General features: G+C 62.9%; 20 protein-coding genes. 8 read left to right on the top strand and 12 right to left on the bottom strand.

Annotation, left to right across the window (positions count from 1 at the left end):
• Positions 1-49 precede the first annotated feature (49 nt).
• Positions 50-1,222, top strand: coding sequence for a hypothetical protein (locus N7E70_RS11765; protein ID WP_263006441.1), 1,173 nt, complete (start codon positions 50-52; stop codon positions 1,220-1,222).
• On the opposite strand, the gene N7E70_RS11760 is transcribed toward N7E70_RS11765, so the two are convergent.
• Positions 1,208-1,468: a hypothetical protein gene (locus N7E70_RS11760; protein ID WP_263006440.1), complete on the bottom strand. Its 261-nt coding sequence runs from the start codon at positions 1,466-1,468 to the stop codon at positions 1,208-1,210. The genes N7E70_RS11765 and N7E70_RS11760 overlap by 15 nt on opposite strands.
• An 87-nt stretch (positions 1,469-1,555) precedes the next feature.
• On the opposite strand from N7E70_RS11760, the gene N7E70_RS11755 reads away from it, so the two are divergent.
• Complete coding sequence (locus N7E70_RS11755) at positions 1,556-2,428, top strand: LysR family transcriptional regulator (protein ID WP_067959567.1); 873 nt, start codon at positions 1,556-1,558, stop codon at positions 2,426-2,428.
• Between the two features lie 197 nt (positions 2,429-2,625).
• Positions 2,626-3,048, top strand: coding sequence for a VOC family protein (locus tag N7E70_RS11750; protein ID WP_067959564.1), 423 nt, complete (start codon positions 2,626-2,628; stop codon positions 3,046-3,048).
• Between the two features lie 42 nt (positions 3,049-3,090).
• On the opposite strand, the gene N7E70_RS11745 is transcribed toward N7E70_RS11750, so the two are convergent.
• Positions 3,091-3,708 carry a glutathione S-transferase family protein gene (locus N7E70_RS11745; protein ID WP_067959561.1) on the bottom strand — a complete coding sequence of 206 codons (618 nt, stop codon included), beginning with the start codon at positions 3,706-3,708 and terminating at the stop codon, positions 3,091-3,093.
• Positions 3,709-3,917: 209 nt separating this feature from the next.
• Between N7E70_RS11745 and dapA the strand changes: the two genes are divergently transcribed.
• Together dapA and N7E70_RS11735 are read left to right on the top strand one after the other, a co-directional pair.
• Positions 3,918-5,330 carry a 4-hydroxy-tetrahydrodipicolinate synthase gene (dapA, locus tag N7E70_RS11740; protein ID WP_263006439.1) on the top strand — a complete coding sequence of 471 codons (1,413 nt, stop codon included), beginning with the start codon at positions 3,918-3,920 and terminating at the stop codon, positions 5,328-5,330.
• Between the two features lie 131 nt (positions 5,331-5,461).
• The gene (locus tag N7E70_RS11735) at positions 5,462-5,719 is read left to right on the top strand and encodes a hypothetical protein (RefSeq protein ID WP_263006438.1); all 258 of its coding nucleotides are present in this window, start codon (positions 5,462-5,464) and stop codon (positions 5,717-5,719) included.
• 127 nt (positions 5,720-5,846) lie between these two features.
• Here the strand turns inward: N7E70_RS11735 and N7E70_RS11730 are convergent, their stop codons facing one another.
• Both N7E70_RS11730 and N7E70_RS11725 read right to left on the bottom strand, forming a co-directional pair.
• Complete coding sequence (locus N7E70_RS11730; RefSeq protein ID WP_269441458.1) at positions 5,847-6,227, bottom strand: hypothetical protein; 381 nt, start codon at positions 6,225-6,227, stop codon at positions 5,847-5,849.
• 136 nt (positions 6,228-6,363) lie between these two features.
• A complete protein-coding gene (locus tag N7E70_RS11725) occupies positions 6,364-6,849 on the bottom strand; it encodes an Lrp/AsnC family transcriptional regulator (RefSeq protein WP_067966271.1) in 486 nt (161 codons plus the stop codon).
• Between the two features lie 102 nt (positions 6,850-6,951).
• On the opposite strand from N7E70_RS11725, the gene N7E70_RS11720 reads away from it, so the two are divergent.
• Both N7E70_RS11720 and N7E70_RS11715 read left to right on the top strand, forming a co-directional pair.
• Positions 6,952-8,148: a diaminopropionate ammonia-lyase gene (locus N7E70_RS11720; protein ID WP_154384789.1), complete on the top strand. Its 1,197-nt coding sequence runs from the start codon at positions 6,952-6,954 to the stop codon at positions 8,146-8,148.
• 86 nt (positions 8,149-8,234) lie between these two features.
• Complete coding sequence (locus N7E70_RS11715) at positions 8,235-9,590, top strand: serine hydrolase (protein WP_154384788.1); 1,356 nt, start codon at positions 8,235-8,237, stop codon at positions 9,588-9,590.
• A 78-nt stretch (positions 9,591-9,668) separates the two neighbouring features.
• Here N7E70_RS11715 and N7E70_RS11710 read toward each other — a convergent pair whose 3' ends face one another.
• From N7E70_RS11710 to N7E70_RS11680, 7 genes are all read right to left on the bottom strand, one after another.
• Positions 9,669-12,812 carry an efflux RND transporter permease subunit gene (locus tag N7E70_RS11710; protein WP_263006436.1) on the bottom strand — a complete coding sequence of 1,048 codons (3,144 nt, stop codon included), beginning with the start codon at positions 12,810-12,812 and terminating at the stop codon, positions 9,669-9,671.
• A gap of 108 nt (positions 12,813-12,920) precedes the next feature.
• On the bottom strand, positions 12,921-14,060 hold the full coding sequence (locus N7E70_RS11705; protein ID WP_263006435.1) for an efflux RND transporter periplasmic adaptor subunit: 1,140 nt from the start codon (positions 14,058-14,060) through the stop codon (positions 12,921-12,923).
• 52 nt (positions 14,061-14,112) lie between these two features.
• The gene (locus N7E70_RS11700) at positions 14,113-14,721 is read right to left on the bottom strand and encodes a TetR family transcriptional regulator (protein WP_067959534.1); all 609 of its coding nucleotides are present in this window, start codon (positions 14,719-14,721) and stop codon (positions 14,113-14,115) included.
• Between the two features lie 214 nt (positions 14,722-14,935).
• Positions 14,936-16,669 (bottom strand): cation:proton antiporter domain-containing protein, encoded by a 1,734-nt coding sequence (locus N7E70_RS11695; RefSeq protein ID WP_263006434.1) that lies wholly within the window; start codon positions 16,667-16,669, stop codon positions 14,936-14,938.
• 222 nt (positions 16,670-16,891) lie between these two features.
• On the bottom strand, positions 16,892-17,419 hold the full coding sequence (locus N7E70_RS11690) for a GNAT family N-acetyltransferase (RefSeq protein ID WP_263006433.1): 528 nt from the start codon (positions 17,417-17,419) through the stop codon (positions 16,892-16,894).
• A 6-nt stretch (positions 17,420-17,425) separates the two neighbouring features.
• A complete protein-coding gene (locus N7E70_RS11685) occupies positions 17,426-17,998 on the bottom strand; it encodes a helix-turn-helix domain-containing protein (protein ID WP_263006432.1) in 573 nt (190 codons plus the stop codon).
• A 32-nt stretch (positions 17,999-18,030) separates the two neighbouring features.
• Positions 18,031-18,630, bottom strand: a complete 600-nt coding sequence (locus N7E70_RS11680) for a TetR/AcrR family transcriptional regulator (protein WP_263006431.1) — start codon at positions 18,628-18,630, stop codon at positions 18,031-18,033.
• A gap of 138 nt (positions 18,631-18,768) precedes the next feature.
• Here N7E70_RS11680 and N7E70_RS11675 point away from each other — a divergent pair, with 138 nt between their 5' ends.
• The gene (locus N7E70_RS11675; protein ID WP_263006430.1) at positions 18,769-19,254 is read left to right on the top strand and encodes a hypothetical protein; all 486 of its coding nucleotides are present in this window, start codon (positions 18,769-18,771) and stop codon (positions 19,252-19,254) included.
• Positions 19,255-19,287: 33 nt separating this feature from the next.
• Here N7E70_RS11675 and N7E70_RS11670 read toward each other — a convergent pair whose 3' ends face one another.
• A complete protein-coding gene (locus N7E70_RS11670; protein ID WP_263006429.1) occupies positions 19,288-19,938 on the bottom strand; it encodes a class I SAM-dependent methyltransferase in 651 nt (216 codons plus the stop codon).
• Positions 19,939-20,101 lie beyond the last annotated feature (163 nt).

The raw sequence follows: 20,101 nt of genomic DNA, 5'->3' as shown, positions 1-20,101 counted from the left end.
GGAATTGCGCGAGCTAGAACCTAACGAGATTTGCGGCTGTGGCTCAGGCTTGACCTACGTCAAATGTCACAAGAAAACTTCAAAGAAATACTTTATTGACAAGAATGGAAAATATAGCCTTCAAGTTCCATATTCCCCAAAACTGCAGGAGAGCCTGACCGATAGCAGGAAGCGGTTTAAGAAAATCTTTGGGCGCGCGCCACGGAACAATGAGCCAATCATATTTGAAAAATTCAGAATCGGTGAAGAGACGCACTTTTTTGACAAGGCCTTAAGAGCTGCAAACAGCGCCGGTGTAGACGAGGCTCTTATTTATGCATGGCGCAAGACCGAAGTAATCATCTCAGAGGAAACTCTACACTTATTCACCAAGGAAGAAAAAGAGGAGTGGGGCGACGCCATCGCTGAATATGAGGAAATACTGGATAGCGGAGTAAACCCGCTTTATATATTCACTTACCTTGATTCAGAAGAGTTTGAATCTTTTTTGGAAATGGAATCAGTATTAAAAGAAATCATATCAGTCGCCGACCTATCTCTAGACAAGATAACAAACAAAATAAATATAACATCGCAGAAAGACAAAAATCTACCAATACTTCTTAGTTACAACTCAGTATTACATGCAATATACACGATAAGCAATATAATACAAGAAAGATACAGTGATGATTGCCTTTCGATTGGAAGGGGCATCTTCGAACAATATCTAAGATGCAAGACTCTGCGAGTTGGCACCTTAGATCCTGAAGCCATCCTATGCGCATCCCTTGCAAGTCAAGGAATCCTTGAATACGCAAGGAAGAAAAGTGGAAAAATCGACTATTCCAGAGTAATAAATCTAGACGGCTCCCATGTTGATGTTTCGCTAACTTACTCCTCTCTAGCTCAAAAAACTGGAGAGCCGGAAGATTATATTTTTTACAATATTATATACAAGAACCTATCTTACTATGTTCACAGGGACCTGAGTCAAAAGCTCATAAATTCCTTAACAAAAGGAAGATTACAGCTCACTGCAGAAGACGACGAGATAGCTGGCGTATACACAATATCAATTATTGTCTTCATGTTTTTTGAGGAAATACTTAAGAACGAGTGGGTTCCAGCCCTCGCTAGAAAGGACCTTACATACAAGATTTCTCAGCTGGAATACAATCTTTCGGTAATTTCAAAGAACAAAAATATTAGATCAGGAAAAGTTCCCTTACTTTTCATCTGAAGCACGGTCATTCATCGCCCTGCCGCCATCCGTCCGTTCCCGCACCAGCCAGTCGATGTTGCCGCGCGGGATGCAGAGGTCCTTCAAGGTGGCATCGTCCAGCCGCGACAGGCTGCGCGCGGCGCGCCATTCGCCCGGGGCCGATGCGGCCGATCTGACTGATGCCAGCACGGCGCGGGCGAGCAGCGCGAAGGACTGACGGCCGCGATGTGCGGTCTTGCCTTGATTGTCGATCATGGTCGTCATGGCCGTTCTCCAGGGTTGGGAACAGGCTAGCGACGCGATTGGCATAATGGAAACGAATGCATATTATGGCCTCAATAAGAGGTTCTTATGCCCCATAATATCGACATCAGCTTGCTGCGTGCATTCTTGGCCGTCGTCGATACCGGCGGCATGACCAGTTCGGCCAAGGTGCTCAACCTCACCCAGGCAGCCGTAAGCCAGCAGGTGAAGCGGCTCGAGGACAGCTTCGGCTGCGCACTCTTCGAACGCGACCGCAAGGGCCTGAAGCTGACGCCAACGGGCCAGCGCCTTGTCGTTCAGGCGCGCCGCCTTGTCCGCAACAATGACGAGGTCTGGTCGGCGATGAACGAAGCCGAATTCGAGGGAGAAATCCGTCTCGGCATGCCTTCCGATTTCGTCCGCTGCTTCGGCGCACCGATCCTCAGGCAATTCGACCAGGCTTGGCCCCGCGTGCGGGTGTCCCTTGTCTGCGGCTCAAGCCAGCGCCTGCTTGAAAAGCTCGACGGCGGCGAAGTCGACTTGACCTTCGCGGTGGAGAAAAAATGTGGCCACAATGGCGAGACGCTACTATCTGACCCACTGGTCTGGGTCGGTGCCAAGGGTGGCCAGGCCTTCGAACGCGATCCCCTGCCGATATCGACGGACGACGAAACCTGTTTCCTCAGGCCCTTCGCGCTCAAGGCTCTGGCAGACCATGGGCGCGTCTGGCGCTGGGTCTGCGAAGACAGCAATTTCGATCCCATCCTGGCGACACTCGACGCCGATATTGCGGTAGCACCGCTGCTGGCCTCGACCATACCGCCGGGTTTTGAAGTTCTGGGCGAGCGGCATGGGCTGCCGTCCTTGCCAAGCTTCTGGATCAATCTCTATCAGCCGCATGCTGGGCCGACGCGCCTCTCGGCAGAATTGGCAGTGCACATACGCGACGTGGTCGGCACCCGTTCGCAGTTGGTAGCGTGATCCAGGTCGTTGTTTGCAACGGAGCCGCACGCTTTCAGCCTACTTCGGCTCCGATACAAAAGAATCTCGCCGACCATGTCGGATGTGGCGGTCGCCGCTCGTCCTTGCAGTGAGGCATCGGCCGACGGCGGCTACGGATGTCCTGAAATGCGCCACCGCAAGTGGCAATCGGCTCAAGCGAGGAACGGAGACAACTGATGTCGGAAGCTCAAGCATACCCTGCCCCGAAGGTCCTTGGTGGCCTGATCGCCTACTTGCAGGTCGACGGCGCCTTCAAGGCGGCCGAGTTCTACAAGCGTGCCTTCGGCGCCGAGCAGGTCTTCGCCTACCCCGCCGATGAGCAGGGCCGGACCATGCACTGCCACCTCTACATCAATGGCTCGTCGCTGATGCTGAACGATGCTTATCCCGAACACGGCCATGCGCACGAGAAGGCGCAGGGCTACGTCATGCAGCTCATCCTCGGCGACGACATCGATGCCTGGTGGAAGCGCGCCGTCGATGCCGGCTGCGAAGTGGTCGTGCCGCTCGACATCATGTTCTGGGGCGACCGCTGGGGCCAGCTGCGCGATCCGTTCGGCGTCGCCTGGGCGATGAACGCGCCGGTCAAGCCGGCCTGACAGTCCTAAACCACGCTGCGCGCCGCCAAGGCGCGCAGCGACCTACCGGTCGTGCGTCTCGCCCGACAAGGGTGTCGCCAGCATCGACGGACGTTGCTCGAACGCGTCGAACCAGGCCGTCAGCCGCGCCCGCCCGCGAAACGACGGAAGCTCGCGAAACGCCATCCACGACAGCGCCGTCGCCACCGCGATGTGCCCGACATTGAGCGGCGCATCGGCATCGATGGCACCCTCAAGCCAGTCGTAGCTCGCCTCGATCTTGTCGCTGTAGCCCTCGGCAAGGGGCTGATAGCGCAGATGCTCGGGTCGCCGTTCCGTCTCCCAGCGCAGGCCGATGCCCGCCTGCGCCAGCCCCTGCGCCACTGCCTGCAGCCGCAGGGCCCGCCAGCGCGCCTCGCCCGCCTCAGGAATCAGCTTCGCACCGTCATGCAACGTGTCGAAATAGGCGCAGATGACGTCGGAATCGAAGATCGGCTCGCCGCCGTCGCGCAAAAGCACCGGCACCTTCCCGAGCGGGTTTTCGGCGTAGACACGCGCATTGCGCAGGGTCGGGCTTGTCTCGTGGTGGATCACCTCCAGCCGGTCGACGATGCCGGCCTCTTGGGCGAACACCAGCGCCTTGCGGGCGAAAGGCGAATGCGTCTGGTAATAAAGGATCATCGTTTTCCCATGCAGGCTGGCGCCAGTTAGCCAGTTAGCTACGCCGTTCTAGCCTGCACGCAGCGAGAATTGCGCTCTCATTGGCGCACGCTGGCGCAACTTCGTTGCACGCCTGCCTGCCGTTTCGATACGTTTCCGCATATGGCAACAGGCCGCTTCGTCCCTATGCGATTCATATAAAGCAGCCCGCTTCCCTCTCTCGAATTCACATGGCGCGGAGGACTATCTCTTCCGTCATGAAGCCGGAAACCATCGCAGCCCTGATCGACCGTGTCGCCGACGTCAGGATCCTCCGCGAGCACCACGTCTGGGCAGCCGCCGAAATTTTCGGCTTCGATGACCGCGACAGCACGACGCGCCGCAAGTTCAGGGCGCTGATGGAAGCCGACGCACTGCTCGATGCAGTGCTCTCGCTTGCCGCCAACGCCAAACCGCCGAGATCGGTCGAGAACATCAGCAACAAGAGAGGACACTGGGTCTGTTTCGTGCGCTGCGGCGCAGCCGGCAGCAGACGAACCGCCACGGCCGAACACGCCGACCTCGCCGCCGCTGTTCTTGCGTCACTGCTGGCCAGCTTCCAGCAGCCGGCTGCGGTGCGCCGCCACCGCCCCCTTCCCACCAGCATGATGGATCTTCCAGCCATGAACACCAACGCCACGACCAATGACCAGCTTCGCGGTCGCCTTTTCGGCGCCATTTCCGCCCTGCCCACACCTTTCAGGGACGATGAAGTGGACCTGCAAAGCCTCGCAGCTTTTGTCGACTGGCAGATAACAGAAGGCATCAACGGCATCGTTACCTGCGGCACCACGGGCGAAGCTCCGACCCTGTCCTGGCATGAGCGCATCATGGTCATCCGCAAGACAGTGGCTTCCTCCAACGGGCGCGTGCCGGTCATTGCCGGCACCGGCACCAACAGCACGGAATCGACGGTTGCTTTCACCGCGGCGGCGCGCGATTTCGGCGCCGACGCAGCGCTGATCGTCACGCCCTACTACAACAAGCCAAGCCAGGCCGGCATCGTCAGGCATTTCGAGACGATCGCGGCCAAGGTCGACATCCCCATCATCGTCTACAACGTTCCGGGCCGCACCGGCGTCGACCTGGCACCGGCCACCATCGAGCAACTGGCGGCGATCCCGAGCATCGTCGGCTTTAAGGATGCGACCGGCGACCTGTCGCGCCCCATGGCGTTCGCCCAAAGGTTCGGCAACCGCTTCACCTGGCTGTCCGGCCACGACGCCACCGCTTTCGGCTTCAACACCATGGGCGGCAGCGGCACCATTTCAGTGGTTTCCAATGTTGCGCCGCGCCTTTGCGTGGCCATGCACGACGCCTGCACGCGTGGCGATCCGCACGCGGCGCGCGAAATCCACAACCGCCTGCGCCCACTCATCGCAGCGCTCGAACTCGAAACCAACCCTGTGCCGGTCAAGCACGCGCTGCACTTGATGGGCAAGATGGCATCAGACGTCCGGCTACCCCTGGTCGAGGTCGAGTCGAACACTGCATCCGCTATCAGCGACAACCTGTCGGTGCTCGACGCGCAGGCGGGCCCCTCGCGCGCGCTCCGTCCCATCCGAATGGCCGCCCGCACGGCCTCGAACACCAGGCATTTATGAGATCTGAATTTCTTCGCGTCTCGCCACCAATCGAATTCATATGGCGAGGACATCACATCATGAAATGCAATGAACCTCCCGAAATGCGCGGTGCTGCCGCTCCACGGGAACTTCAGGAAAGGCACATTACCATGGGCACTCTGGCTCGCGACATCCACCCTGCACTTCACGCCCACCGCTTCTTGGTCGGCCGCGACCCGCAGGGGCGCTGGATCGTCAGCGACGAACTCGGCATGGTTGGCGGCATCTTCGCCGACAAGGACTCGGCCGTCCGCTTTGCCCTGGCCGAGAGCGACCACATGCCGGGCGCCGTGTTCTGCGCGCCTTGCGAAGTCACGCTCAATCTCGACCCGCTTGCCGGTCGCGGAACCGCCGCCGGTCACCACTAGAGCACATCCATTCCGATGAATCGGAATGGATGCCTGTCCTTCTGTTGGAACATGGACTTTTCCGGGAACCGATCCCAGTTCTCGGGATCATGCTCTAGCCCCGGAGCAGTAGCTCCAACGGTTGAATTCACGCGAACCGACCATCCGTGTTCAAATGCCCTGACAGCCGCCCATTCCGGGCGGCAAGCGACAAAGGAGCACGTGCCATGGCAAGTCCCAGCGCATTCGCCCTCGCGGCAGGCATCCTCGGCGTCGCCCTTTCGGCTGCCAATGCGGTACCCACTGTATCCGCGCCTTCAGACCTTGCGGCCCTCTCCAGCAGCAACGGACTCGTCCTGATCGGCAGCAAGTCGGTCACCGTCTCGAAATCGACAAGCAAATCCAGTTCGCGCTCGAAAAGCTGCTCCAACGGCAGTTGCACCACCGACAGCGACTCCCAGAGCAATACGGGTACCAGTTCCTCGACAAGCACCTCGACGAGTACCAACTCTTCGAGCAACTCGAACACCAATTCGAACTGATCCGATATCGCTCCATTCAGTTTTCAATGCCGATCCCCAGCACCTCACCGACCCGCTCCGGCGGGTCTCTTTTTTCGCCCATCGGGCCGTTGGGATTCAGATCAAGTCGGCCTCATGGGAATATCAAGCACCCAGCGGTACCGTCAGCCCGGCCTTGACCCGGTCCATCGCCACCAGCGTCCGGAACTTCTTGATGTTGGGGTTGGCGAAGAAAAGCCGCCGCGTCAGCGCCTCATATTCGGCCATGCTGGCCACCGTCACCACCAGCACGAAATCCGCCTCGCCGGTGACGTAGTAGCACTGCTGCACTTCGGGTGCCGCGCCAAAACTTGCCTTGGTGGCATCGAGCAGGTCGATCTGCTCGCTCTCGATTGAAATCTCGATGATGATGGTGATCGGCCGCCCGACCTTGTCGGGGTCGACGACAGCGACGTTGGCCGCGATGACGCCCCCCTCCTCCATACGCTTGATGCGCCGCTGCACCGCCGGCGCCGACAAATGCACCGCCTCGCCGATCTGGCGCTGCGGCGTTGCATTGTCGCGTTGCAGAATATCGAGGATCCTCAGGTCGAAATCGTCGAGCTCGACAGCTTTGCCGACATTCCTCAAGACATCGTCCCCGCGATACAAACTTGCACAATACTGGCCAGATAAGAGCGCATTTCTCATGACCGGTGCAATATGAATGCGTCGATCGAGGAGATATCGCCCATGCTTATCCGCAACCAGCACGCCGACTATCGCAAGCCGCTCGAAGCGGTCGATGCGGAAACGCTTGGTATCGAAGCCGCCGAGACGGTCGAACGCTTCCTGTCGCACCGGCCCAACCATCGCCCGACTCCGCTTCGCTCGCTGCCGGCGCTGGCCCGGGAACTTGGCATCGGCGCCGTCCATCTGAAGGACGAGGGTTTTCGCCTCGGCCTCGGCAGCTTCAAGGCCCTCGGCGGCGCCTATGCCGTCATTCGCCTCGTGCTGGAGGCGGCGGAAGCGCGGCTCGGCCGTCCGGTCGCCATCGCCGAACTGCACAGCCCCGAAGTGGCAAAAATCTCCGCCGCCATGACTTTCGGCTGCGCCACCGACGGCAACCACGGCCGCTCGGTCGCGCAAGGGGCGCAGCTTGTCGGAGCGCGCTCGGTGATCTTCGTCCATGGCGGGGTCAGCGACGCGCGCGTTGCGGCCATCGCCCGCTACGGCGCTGTGATGGAGCGCGTCGCCGGCACCTATGACGACTCCGTCGCCGAGGCGGCGCGGGTCTGCGAGGCCAATGGCTGGACCGTCGTCTCCGACACCTCCTGGCCCGGCTACGAGCGCATCCCGGGCCTAGTCATGCAGGGTTACACGGCGATCTTCCGCGAAGCCCTCGAAAAGCTGCCTGAAGCGCCGACCCATGTCTTCATCCAGGCCGGCGTCGGCGGCATCGCCGCTGCCGCTGCCGGCTATCTCGCCAACCGCTATGGCGAGGCGCGCCCGACCTTCGTCGTCGTCGATCCCGCCCGCGCCGCCTGCATCTTCGAGACCGCGCGGCAAGGCAAACCGGTCAAGATCGCCCATGGCGAACCGACCGTCATGGCGATGCTCGAATGTTACGAGCCGTCGCAGGTCGCCTGGCGCGTGCTGTCGCGCGTCGCCGATGCCTTCATGACCGTCGAGGACGAGACAGCCGTCGAAGTTATGAACCTGCTTGCCCGCCCCTTCGACCATGATCCCGTGGTGGTCGCGGGCGAAAGCGGCGGCGCCGGCCTCGCCGGCCTGCTCGTCGCCGCGCGTGACGCCGGCATGCGCGCCGCTATCGGCCTCGACGTACATTCGCGCGTCCTGCTCGTCATCACCGAGGGTGCCACCGACCCCGACCGCTACCGCGAGCTCGTCGGCCTGACGCCGGGAGATATTGCCATCGCGGGGAAGTGACGCACGGCAGCGCTTCATCGCGCCATGCTAGTGCAATGTCCGCCGCCTATCAGCGATTTCCAATCTGATATGAGGGCACGTCCGAGATGACCTTTTCTGCCGCGGCAGTTTCCTCCAACCCGCACTTTCCATCCCCGGCCGAGATCAAGCGCATCCTCGTTGAGCGCATCGACCAGCAGCGCCAGAGCGTCGGCATCGTCGTCGGCACTTTCGGCCCGGAGGGCCGCGTCATCGTCTCGCATGGCAATTTCGGCGCCTTCTACGCCCGCCCGGTCGACGCCGACACCGGCTTCGAGATCGGCTCGATCACCAAGGTCTTCACCACGCTGCTGCTCGCCGAGATGGCTGGGCGCGGCGAGGTCGGGCTCGACGACCCGGTCGCCATGCATCTGCCAGCCACCGTCCATATGCCGACGCGCGACGGCTGCGAGATCACCCTGACCGACCTCGCCACCCACACCTCCGGCCTGCCACGTCTGCCCGAAAACATGGCACCGGCCGACGACGACAATCCGTATGCCGACTATTCCGTCGATCAGATGTACGCGTTCCTGTCGGCCTACGAACTGCCGCGCGCCATCGGCAGCCAGTACGAATACTCCAATCTCGGAATGGGCCTGCTCGGCCATGCGTTGTCACGCCGGGCCGGTCTGAGTTATGGGGCGCTGGTGCGCGAGCGCATCCTTGCGCCGCTCAACATGCACTCCACCGCCGATACGCCGGCCGTCTACATGAAGTCGCGCCTGGCCAATGGCCACGACGCCCAGTTGATGCCGGTGCTGAACTGGGACCTGCCGACGCTCGCCGGCGCCGGCGCCCTGTTGTCGACCGCCGACGACATGCTGAACTTCGTCGAGATGCTGGTGGATGCGCCCGCTTCGCCGCTTCATGCGGCCCTTGCCACCACCTTGGCCATCCGTCGCCCGACCGGCGCCGAAGGCGACGAGACCGGGCTCGGCTGGGTCATCTCGGGAAGTGGCGACGACCAGGTCATCTGGCACAATGGCGGCACCGGCGGCTATCGCTCCTATCTCGGCTTCATGCCGGCCAAGAGTGTCGGGGTTGTAGCCCTTTCCAACACCTCGACCGAAGCCGGCGTCGACGACATCGGCCGACACCTGCTCGACAGCAAGAACCCGCTCGCCGAACCGCCAAGAGAACGTGTCGCCATCACGCTCGATCCGGCGATCTACGACCGTTATGTCGGCGTCTACAGTCTGGCCCCGGAGTTCGAGATCGCCATCACCCGCGAAGGCTCAAGCCTTTTCGCCCAGGCGACCGGCCAGGGCCGCCAAGAGATTTTTGCCGAGAACGACAGCCAGTTCTTTCTCAAGGTCGTCAACGCCCAGCTCAGCTTCGACGTCGGCGCCGACGGCCGTACCACCGGCATGACGCTGCACCAGAACGGTATCGACCAGCGGGCGCCGAAGGTGGCGCCCTAACCACGACGGCCTGCACAAACGAACACCGGCCCCTGCATGCGGCAGGAGCCGGTTGAAAGCTCAGCGCTTGGCGCGCGACTATTCCGCCGCCAGCGCCGGGTGCTGAACGACCGCAGCGGTGTTTTCGCCCTTCGCCGCGAGCGGTTCGGCCGACTTGGTCTTCGGCTCACGGCCAAAGAACAGCGCATAGCCGGCCGGCAGCACCAGGATGGTCAGCAAGGTGGCGACCAGGATGCCGCCCATCATCGAATAGGCGAGCGGGCCCCAGAACACGCCCCAGGAAATCGGGATCAGCGCCAGCACCGCCGTCATCGCCGTCAGAACGATCGGCCGGAAGCGGCGCACGGCAGCGCCAATGATCGCCTCTGAGCGCTCCATGCCCGCCGCGATGTCCTGGTCGATCTGGTCGACGAGGATGATCGAGTTGCGGATGATGATGCCGAGCAGCGCGATGACGCCGAGGATCGCCACGAAGCCGAACGGCGCGCCTGAGATCAACAATGCCGCAGCGGCCCCGATGATGCCGAGCGGACCTGTCGCCAGCACCAGCATTGCCTTGCCGAAGTGCTGCAATTGCACCATCAACAAAAGCACGATGACGAGCAACATCACCGGCGCCTTGGCGGCGATCGAGGCCTGGCTTTCGGCCGCGTCCTCGGCACCGCCCTGGATCTCGACCTTGTAGCCGGGAGCCAGGCCGTCGCGCAGCGGCTTGAGATCGGCATAGAGCTTCATCGCCACGTCGTTGGGCTGGATGTGGTCGGGCAGTGTCGCCCTGACCGTGATCGTCGGCAGGCGGTCGCGGCGCCATTCGATGCCCTGCTCCATGACAGGCACCACCTTGGCCACCTGCGACAGCGGCACGAACCCACCAAAGTCGGTCGGAATATAGACGGAGTTGACCGCCGTCAGAAGGTGACGGTTGGCCTCCGGCTCGCGGGCGACGATCGATACCGTCTCCTCGCCGTCGCGGAAATTGTCGAGCGGCGCGCCCTGCATCGTTGCCTGCAGCATCTGGCGGATGCGTTGCGACGATACGCCAAGCGCCCGCGCCCTGTCCTGATCGACCACCAGCTTCATGCCGGGCACCTGTTCCAGCCAGTCGTCATGGATGGCGCCGAGTTCCGGCGTCGCCGCGAACTTGGCCTTCACCTCGTCGGCGATGCGGCGCACTTCGGCCCGGTCCGGCCCCATGACGCGCAGCTGCACCGGCCAGCCTGTCGGCGGTCCGAGGAACAGGCGATCGACCTTGCCGCGGATCGAGGGGAAATCCTCGGCCAGGATACCGCGCAGCTTGGTGATCAGTCGTTCGCGCGCCGGCTCGTCATTGGCCATGATCAGAAGCTGGGCATAGTTCGGGTTGCGCAGCTGCTGGTCCAGCGGCAGGAAGAAGCGCGGCGCGCCCTCGCCGACATAGGTGGCGACGAACTTCTTGTCGGGGTCGTCCATCATGCGCTTTTCCAGCGCCTGGGCCTGCTTTTCGACCTCCTTGATGCTTGTGCCCTCGGGCAGCCACAGGTCGACGAGAATTTCCGGCCGCGACGACTGCGGGAAGAAGTTCTGCGGGATGAGCTGGAAGGCAAACAGCGAGCCGAAGAAGGTCACCAGCGTCATGACAAGCACGATGATGCGGTGGCGCACGGCCCAGCTCACCGTCGCGCGCAGGCGGCGGTAGAAGTTGGTATCGAAGGCATCGTGATGACTGCCGGCATGCTTGCGCTGCTTCAGGATCATGTTGCCGAGCCATGGCGTGAAATAGACGGCCACGAACCACGAGATGACGAGCGCGATGCCGACGACATAGAACAGCGAGCGCACATATTCACCCGCCGTGGATTCGGCGAAGCCGACGGGAATGAAGCCTGCCGTGGTGATCAGCGTGCCCGTCAGCATCGGGAACGCTGTCGAGGAATAGGCGAACGACGCCGCCTCTACCTTGACCAGCCCCTCCTCGAGCTTTCGCTCCATCATCTCGACGACAATCATCGCATCGTCGACGAGCAGGCCAAGCGCAATGATCAGTGCGCCGAGCGAGATGCGCTGCAGGTCAATGCCCAGCTGGTACATGACAGCGAAGGTGGCGGCGAGCACCAGCGGAATGGTGATCGCGATGACCAGGCCCGAGCGCCAGCCAATCGACAGGAACGACACCACCAGCACGATCAGCAGCGCCTCGATCAGCGCCTTCATGAACTCGCCGATGGCTTCCTTGACCACTTCCGGCTGATTGGAGATCTGGTCGACCGACACGCCGTAAGGTAGCGATTCCTCGAAACGCTTGTAGGTCTCTTCGACAGCCTTGCCGACGTCGGTGACCTTGAAGCCCTTGGCCATCACCACGCCGACCTGGACGCTGTCCTGGCCGTTGTAGCGGAACTTGCGCTGGTAGGGATCCTCAAGACCCGATGTCACCGTGGCGATGTCGCCGAGGCGGGTGACCTGGTTGCCGGCGCGCAGTCGCAGCTCGCGGATATCGGCCGTCTTGGACAGGTCGCCCTCGACCGAGATGCGCACCGAATGCGTGCCGGTGTCGACAGCACCCGCCGGGTCGATGTTGTTCTGCCCGGCGATGGTGTTGCGCACGTCGTTCAGCGTCAGGCCGCGTTCGGCCAATGCCTTGGACGAGACGTCGATATAGATGCGCTGCGGCTGGTCGCCGAGGATGACGGCCTTTTCGACGCCGGGCGTCGTCAGCAGCATGTCGCGTGCCTTGATCGCCAGCGTCTTCAGTTCGGGATAGCTGTAGCCCTCGCCCGCGATCGAGTGCAGCGTGATGAAGGTATCGCCAAACTCGTCGTTGAAATAGGGTCCGAGCAGGCCTTGCGGCAGCTCGCTCGAGATGTCGCCGACCTTCTTGCGCACCTGATAGAAGGCGTCCTTCACCTCGGCGGTGTCGGTGTCGCCCTTGACCTGCACGGTGATGATGGCGCTGCCGGCGCGCGTGTAGGACTTGACCCAGTCGAGATGCGGCGTTTCCTGCAGCTTGCGCTCGATCTTGTTGACGACCTGGTCCTGCATCTCCTCGATCGAGGCGCCCGGCCACACTGCCTGCACCACCATGACGCGGAAGGTGAATTCCGGATCCTCACTCTGGCCCATGCGCATCAGGCCGAGCGCACCGGTGATGATGATCAGCCCGAACAGGAAGCGTGCGATGCTCGGGTGCCCGATCGCCCAGCGTGACAGGTTGAAGGGCTGCTTGTCCTGGCTGGAATTGTCCATGGCCGTGGTTCCGAAAAGGCGCACGCGGCCGGTATCCGGCACAGCAGATGCGCAGGTTCAAATGTGAATGGCGTTCGCGGCGGCCCTCGGCCGCCGCCTTATGCTGTCTTAGCGAATTGCCGCAGTGGCCTCTTTCGATGCCGCGCGCTGCTCCGGCGTCGGCACCTTGACCCTCAGATTCTCGGCCATGAACTGCGTACCGGCCGCCACCACCAAGTCACCCGGCTTCAGGCCGTCGGCAACCTGGACGCCGGCGTCGGCGAAGCCCGCCACTTTGATGTCGCGGGCATGTACCTGTTCGCCGTTGACCACCCAGACGATGTCCTTGTCGCCCTGCTTGGCCAGCGCGCTGAGCGGGATCGCGACGAACGCCTTGCCGTTCTCGACCGACGCCTCGATCGTCGCGCTCATGCCCAAAAGCACCCTGTTGTCGTCGGGCAGGCTGACGCGCACCGAAAACGTCCTGGACTGCGGGTCGGCACTGCCGGCGACCTCGCGCACCTTGCCGTCGAGCACCAGCCCGGCGTCGGACCAGAAGCTGACCTTGACCGGCTTGCCCCGCTGGAACTGGGCAATCTCCAGCTCGGGCACGGCGATCTGCACTTCCTTGTCGCCATCGACGGCGACCGCGACGACAGGCGTTCCGGCCCCGACCACCTGACCGGTATCGGCGCTGACCGATGTGACGATGCCGTTCTGGTCGGCGCGCAGCTCAGCATAACCGACCTGGTTCCTCGCCTGCTTCAGCGACGAGGCAGCAGCGTCGCGCTGCGACGACGCTTGCCTGTAGGCAAGTGCCGCCTGCTCACGCTGCGCTTCGGAGGCGAACTTCTTGGCATAAAGCTGTGCTGCCCGCTCATCGGCCAGCTTGGCCGTCTCGACCTGCTTTTCCGCCGCGTGAAGGTTGGCTTCCGCCGTGCTGACACCCAGCTGATAGTCGGTCGCGTCGATGCGAGCGAGCAGGTCTCCCGTCTTCACCTTGTCACCGATATTGACCACCCTTTCGGTGATCTTGCCGGCGACGCGGAAGCCGAGATTCACCTCGGTGCGCGCCTTCACCGAACCCGAATAGTCGAGCTCGCGGGTCGTGCCCGTGCTGGCGATCTCGACCACCTTGACTGGGCGGACTGCTTCGACCGTCTCGGTCTTGGCTTCGGAGCAGGCAGAAAGGCCAACGCCAAGCAGCGACACCAGCGCTAGGCTGGCAAGAGGACGCAGATTCGCATTGAAGGTCTTGAACGAAATCATCGTTCGCACTCCTGGTTGTCTATTGATCTGGATGTCGGCCCAAGGGTCCCGGCTATTTCTTCAGCGCCCTGAGCGCGTAATCAGTAAGTTCCTCGAACGTCGCCCGATTGGGCTTGTTGACGCACTGCGAGACCATCTGCGGATGGCACAAAGTAGCTGTTGCGGCACCGAAGCAGCGCGCGGCGATCCGCGGATCCTGCTCGGCAAATTCGCCAGCGGCGATGCCCTGGGCGATGACTTCAGCCATCAGATCATGCAGTCGGTCGATATGCTTTTCGATGACGTGCCAGTCGCGCTCCAACGCCACGATCACCATCTCATGCACTTTCTCCTGGTCGAGCATCGTCTCGACGGTCAGGTTGTGCTGGGCATAGATGAAACTGCGCAGGCGCTCGGTGGCACTGCCTTCGGCACGCAGGATCTGGCAGGCCATCTGATAGACGGCGCCGAGCATGCGGCCGCAGATCGCCTGGTGGATTTCCACCTTTGAGGCGAAGAAACGATAGATATTGGCCGGCGACATGCCGAGGTCGCGGGCGATGTCGGCGACATTGGTCTTGGTGTAGCCGTAGTGCCGGAACAGCCGCTCGGCTGAATCGAGAATGCGCCCGACAGTCTCCTGTCGCGCCAGATCCACGGGGCTTTCGGCTACATCGTTCATTTCGGGTCGCTCGATTTTACGACTGACGATTTTCGAATTTCGTCAGTCGTAAAACGTAATTCATCTCGCGTCAATCCGCTGCACCGCAAAAAATGCAGCCTACTGACACGGCCTCGCGGCTGCCCCTTCGCCGCGAGCGACGGCCAGTGGGAGCGAAAAACGTTTTGACTTCGTCACTTACGCCGCCCAACTGAATCAATCTTCGAGCAGATGACTACTCCGCCCCGGCACGCTGGTATTCGACGCTGCGCTCGGTCGCGATGCGGTCCTTCAGCACTTCATTGGAGTAGCCGAACTCCAGAAGCGCCCGTCCCGCCAGCTGCAAACCCGCCTCGACGGCGTCGGGAATAACGAATTCCGCGCCCGCCTCGTAGAGCTGGCGCGCATGGGCGGCATCCTGGGCCCGGGCGAGCACGGGCGCATCGCCGCGCATCTGCCGGACAGCATTGACCATCGCCGCCGCGTCCCTGGCGTCGTCGACGGTGACGATGAACAGGCTCGCGCCCGCGGCACCGGCATGGGCCAGGATTTCGGGGCGCGCGGCGTCACCGAGATAGATCTTACGGCCCGCCTTGCGCTCGCGCGCCACGATTTCGGGATTGCGCTCGAGCGCGACGATGTCGGTGTCCTCGGCATCGAGGATGCGGGCGATGGTGCGCCCGACCCGCCCGAAACCGGCGATGACGACATGCCCCCGGAGGTCAGGATAGGTCTCGGTCGAAACCTCCACCGGCTGCCTCGCATCGATCCGCGCGGCGATCCGCCGGCCGATCATCGCCACCAGCGGCGTCACCAGCATCGACAGACCGGCAATGCCCGTCACCAGCGTCGCCGTTGGCGCGTCCAGCACATTGGCTGCCGCCGCCGTCGTAACAACCACGAAAGCGAACTCGCTTGCCGGCGCGAGCAGGAAGCCGGTCTCCACAGCCCGTCCCCGCTCCAGCCCGAAGGCGCGGCAGGCAAAGGTAACGATGGCCGCCTTGACCACCAGCAGCGCCACCAGCCCGGCCAGCACGATCGGCAACTCGCTCCACACCGTCGCAAGGTCGAGACCGATGCCGACAGTCATGAAGAACAGGCCGAGCAGCAACCCCTTGAAGGGTTCGAGGTCGACCTCGGCCTGGTGCTTGAACTCGGTTTCGCCGAGCAGCAGCCCGGCCATGAAGGCGCCGAGCGCCAAGGACAGGCCGGCAGCCGCCGTGAACACCGCGCCGCCGACGATGACCAGCAGCGTCAGCCCCATCAGGAAATCGCGGCCGCCGGCGCGCGCCGCCAGTCGGAACGCGTCCTTGAGCACGAAGCGCCCGAACAGCAGGATGATGACGACGGCGATGCCGCCCTGGATCAGCGCCTCCAGCAGCGCCGGCAGCAGGTTGGCGTCAGGCCCCTGCCCGAGAAAGCCGATGAGGATCAGGATCGGCGCCACCAGCATGTCCTGGAACAGCAGCACCGCGAGCGCCGCCCGCCCCACGGGACCGGCGACGCGCTTCTGCTCGGTCAGCGTCTGCATGACGATAGCCGTCGACGACAGCGCCAGGGCAAGACCGATCGCCAGTGCGACGCGGCTTTCGGCTCCGAACCACGCAGCAATGGCGGTGATGCCGGCAACGCTCGCAAGCGCCTGCAGCCCGCCCGCGCCAACCACCAGGCGCCGGAGCGACCACAGCTTCTCGAAGGACAGTTCGAGCCCGAGCAAAAACAGCAGGAACAGCACGCCGAGTTCGGCAAACGGCTTCGCCGCCTCGGGATCGGCAAAGGTGAAATGGCTGAGCACCGGCCAGCTTTCGGCCAGCGCGCCCATGCCGAACGGCCCAAGCGCCAGGCCGGCAAGCAGGAAGCCGAGCACGCTCGGAATGGACGCCACCCGCATCAGCGGCACCAGCACACCCGCCGCAAACAGGAACACCAGCGCATCATTGAGCCAGATGTTGTGAAGGTCCTCGCCCATATGCGCCCCCGGCGGATCGGCTTGCGTGCCGAGACCGACTCAACGTCAGTCTCGCCGATCATTTATGCCCTCGGGAACGAGGGATGCGAAGAAAGAATATGGCAGCCAGGGATTTAGCCGTATTTCCGGAATCGGTTTCCGAACCCGCGCCTACCGGACCTTTCGACCCGCGCCGTCAGAAGCCTGCCTATTCCGGCAGCATCAGGCCCTCCGGATTCCTTGCTACAGCAGCTTGTACATCACCGTCGTCGCATCAAGCCGGTCGCTACCGAAGGGATCGCGGGCATAGGCAGGGATTGTTCCCACCATCTGGTAGCCCAGTGCCGTGTAGAGCGGCTCCGCACTGTCGCCGGTGCGCGTGTCGAGCGTCAGCAGGCTGCGCCCCAGCTCCCGCGCCCGCGCCTCCAGCTCCCGCATCAGCAATTGCGCAATGCCCTGGCGGCGGAAGTCGGGATGCACCATCAGCTTGTTGACGTCGGCGCGGTGCGGCTGGTTGGGCATGGTATCGCAGCCCAGTTGCACGGTGCCGGCGATGCGCCCGTCCTTGTGCGCCACCAGCATGATGCGCATCCCGGCGCCCACGCCCGGCAGCACCTTGTCGCGCCAGAACGCCTCGGCCTCGCTCTGGGCGTATGGCAAAACGAAGCCGATGCTTGCCCCGTCATGCACACAGGCATGCAGCAGCGCGCCGAGCTCGCCGAGATGATGCGAAATGTCCTCGGCCGAAAATGTCGAAATGGCCACGCTCATGAAACCTCACACGACAAACAGAAAATACCTGGCGCCCGTCTCCGCCGGTGTGGCGAAGGCGCTCGGACCGAACAGCTGGTATCTCAGGCAGTCGCCGGGCCTGAGCTCATGCGCCCGTCCGTCGACAGTCACCGTGAGCTGCCCCTCGACCAGCACCAGATGATGCTCGAGCCCCGGCCGCGGCGGCGCGTCATAGGTGATCGTGACGGCCGCATCGAGCGTGCATTCCAGCGTCTCGCCGGCCAGCGTCTGCGCCGGCGGCGAGATCGAGCGACGGCGAAAACCGACCTCCGGGTCCGACCAAACCGTTTGCGCCTCACGCCGCACCAGCGGCGCGAACTCGCCTTCCACCATGTGCATCAGCCGCGACATTGTCAGCCCGTAGGCAGCGCAGAGCTTGCCGAGCACGCTCGCCGTCGGGCTGACCTCGGCGTTTTCCAGCCGCGACAGGGTTGCCCGGCTGACAGTGCTGCGCCGCGCCAGCTCATCCAGCGGCCAACCGCGCCCGGCCCGGAGCGAGCGCAGCCGCTGGGCAATGCGCCGGTCAATGCCAGTCTCATCAGCGAGATAACTTTCCATATATGAGAAATATTCCCACAATGGAGAAGGAGTCAAGCACAGGAAAGCGACTTTACCACCCGTTCGTCCGCACCAATGAACGGCGTGGCGACATCGGGTGGCAGTCCGCGCAAGAGCAACTGCCGGAATAGCGCGTCGGCCTCGGCGGGCGTCATGGCAGGTCGGTGTTCCCGCCACCAGCGCAAGGTCGTGTTGAAGGTCGCCACCATGTGCTGGATCACCAGTTCGCGCGGCAGCCCGCCGGCGGGGCCGGCACCCATCGTCTGGCGCAGCACATCGGCCAGCACCTTGTCCACCGCCTCGCGCAGCACAGCCCCGCCATGGCCGCCGGCCAGTGCGGCCTGGACGTCGGCATATTCGCCGACATGCTCGAACAGCGCCCGCGCCGGATCCCAGTCGCCCTGGTCGCCGTCCCGACGAACCCCGACGAGCAGATCACGCAGCCTCTCCAGGCTGCGCTGCAACAGGTCGTCCTTCGAGGTGAAATGGGCATAGAAAGTCGAGCGCCCGACATTGGCTTCGTCGAGAATGTCCTCGACGGTGATCGCTTCATAATCCTTGGCGCGGATCAGCGCCACCAGCGCGTCATAGAGTGCCGTGCGCGTGCGGACCACCCGCCGGTCGATCGCCATTTCAGTCTCCGATTTTCCGGACGTTCCAAGCCAGCGGTCCGTTTCCGGACTTTGGCCCACCCACTGTCCGGCAATTTCCGAACACCGTGTCCGGTATCGTGATAGCCGAAGCGCCTTCCGTCAACAGGAGACAATTCCATGACAGCCGCTTCGACGCCCGCCATCTCGGTCAACACCCATCTGCGCGTCGCCGAGAGCGCCTTGCTGCTGCTCGCGCTGACCTCGCTGCACCACGCATATGGCGCCGTAATCTTCGGCACGTCCTGGCGCCTGCATGTCCTGCTTTTCGTCGCACCTGCGGCAATCATGATCGCTGCCCTGCTGTATGCAGGTTGGTTTGCCAACACGGAGCGCTCGGCACGCCTGCTCACCTGGGCGGCGGCAGTCGTCGTTTTCGTCATTCCCATCGTGCTGGTCGGTTATGTCGAGGGCGGCTACAATCATGTCTTCAAGAACGTCGTCTATTTCGGCTTCGGCGAAGCGGCCTTCCACGCCATCTTCCCGACCCCGCCCTACGAAATGCCCAAGGACCTGTTCTTCGAGATTTCAGGTCTCGCCCAATTTCCGCTCTCGGTGCTGACCACGGTCCTGACGATCCGCATGCTCAGGAGCTTCGGCAAATGACCCTGCATCCTGACTGTCGAATCGGCTGAGACCTCAGCCGAACGAAAACACCGCACTCGGCTTGGTCGTGGCCGCTTGGCCGGTGCCGACATCAGCCACCGCATGTTCGGCTACCAGTCGAAGCCGTGCATGCGGAAGGTGGGCCCGGCCGGGGTCACCGACGAGCGCCTCGATGCCTGCGTCGACGCAGCGGTCGAGAAAGGCGGTCACCCGCGCACCCAGTTCGGCGTCGTAGAACATGTCGCCGACCGCAACGATATCCACCTCGGGCACCCGGCCACCGGTCACGTCACCGTCGATGGCAATGATGTCGACGCCGTTCAGCGCCGCATTGAGCCCGATCGCGGCAACGCCATTGCGGTCCACCTCGGCCGCGAGCACGGAACTTGCCCCCGCCATACCAGCGGCGATGCCGACCAACCCCGAACCGGCGCCAAGGTCGAGCACGCGCCGCCCCCTCACCGTCTCGGGTCGCTCCAGAAAATGTCGCGCCAGAACCAGCCCGCCGGCCCATTGATAGGCCCAGTAGGGCGGCGGCGCATCGTCGCCGGCGTCATCGGGCGCGAGCCGCCACAGCCCGCTGGCCGGATGCGCGGTGTAAAGCCTGATTTCGGGAACCGAAGGCACCGCCACGACATGCATGTTCGCGACGATGAAATCGGCGATGTCAGGCTGCTGCGTCATGCCCTGATGGTTCAATGTCCGGCCCCGGCAAACTTGCCGCGACATCTAGCACGCAGCCGGCCACCGCACCGCTGAATTCAGTAGGTCCAGACCCCACCTTTGCACGCCCTGTAATCACAGGGTACCGATGGCGCCGGTGAGAGGTTGCGAGTCACAGGCAGAA

Source organism: Aminobacter sp. NyZ550 (genome assembly GCF_025628925.2).
GTDB classification, from domain to species: domain Bacteria; phylum Pseudomonadota; class Alphaproteobacteria; order Rhizobiales; family Rhizobiaceae; genus Aminobacter; species Aminobacter ciceronei.
Note: the sequence above shows the minus strand (reverse complement) of the source record. Positions and strands in the feature narration are given on the sequence as shown.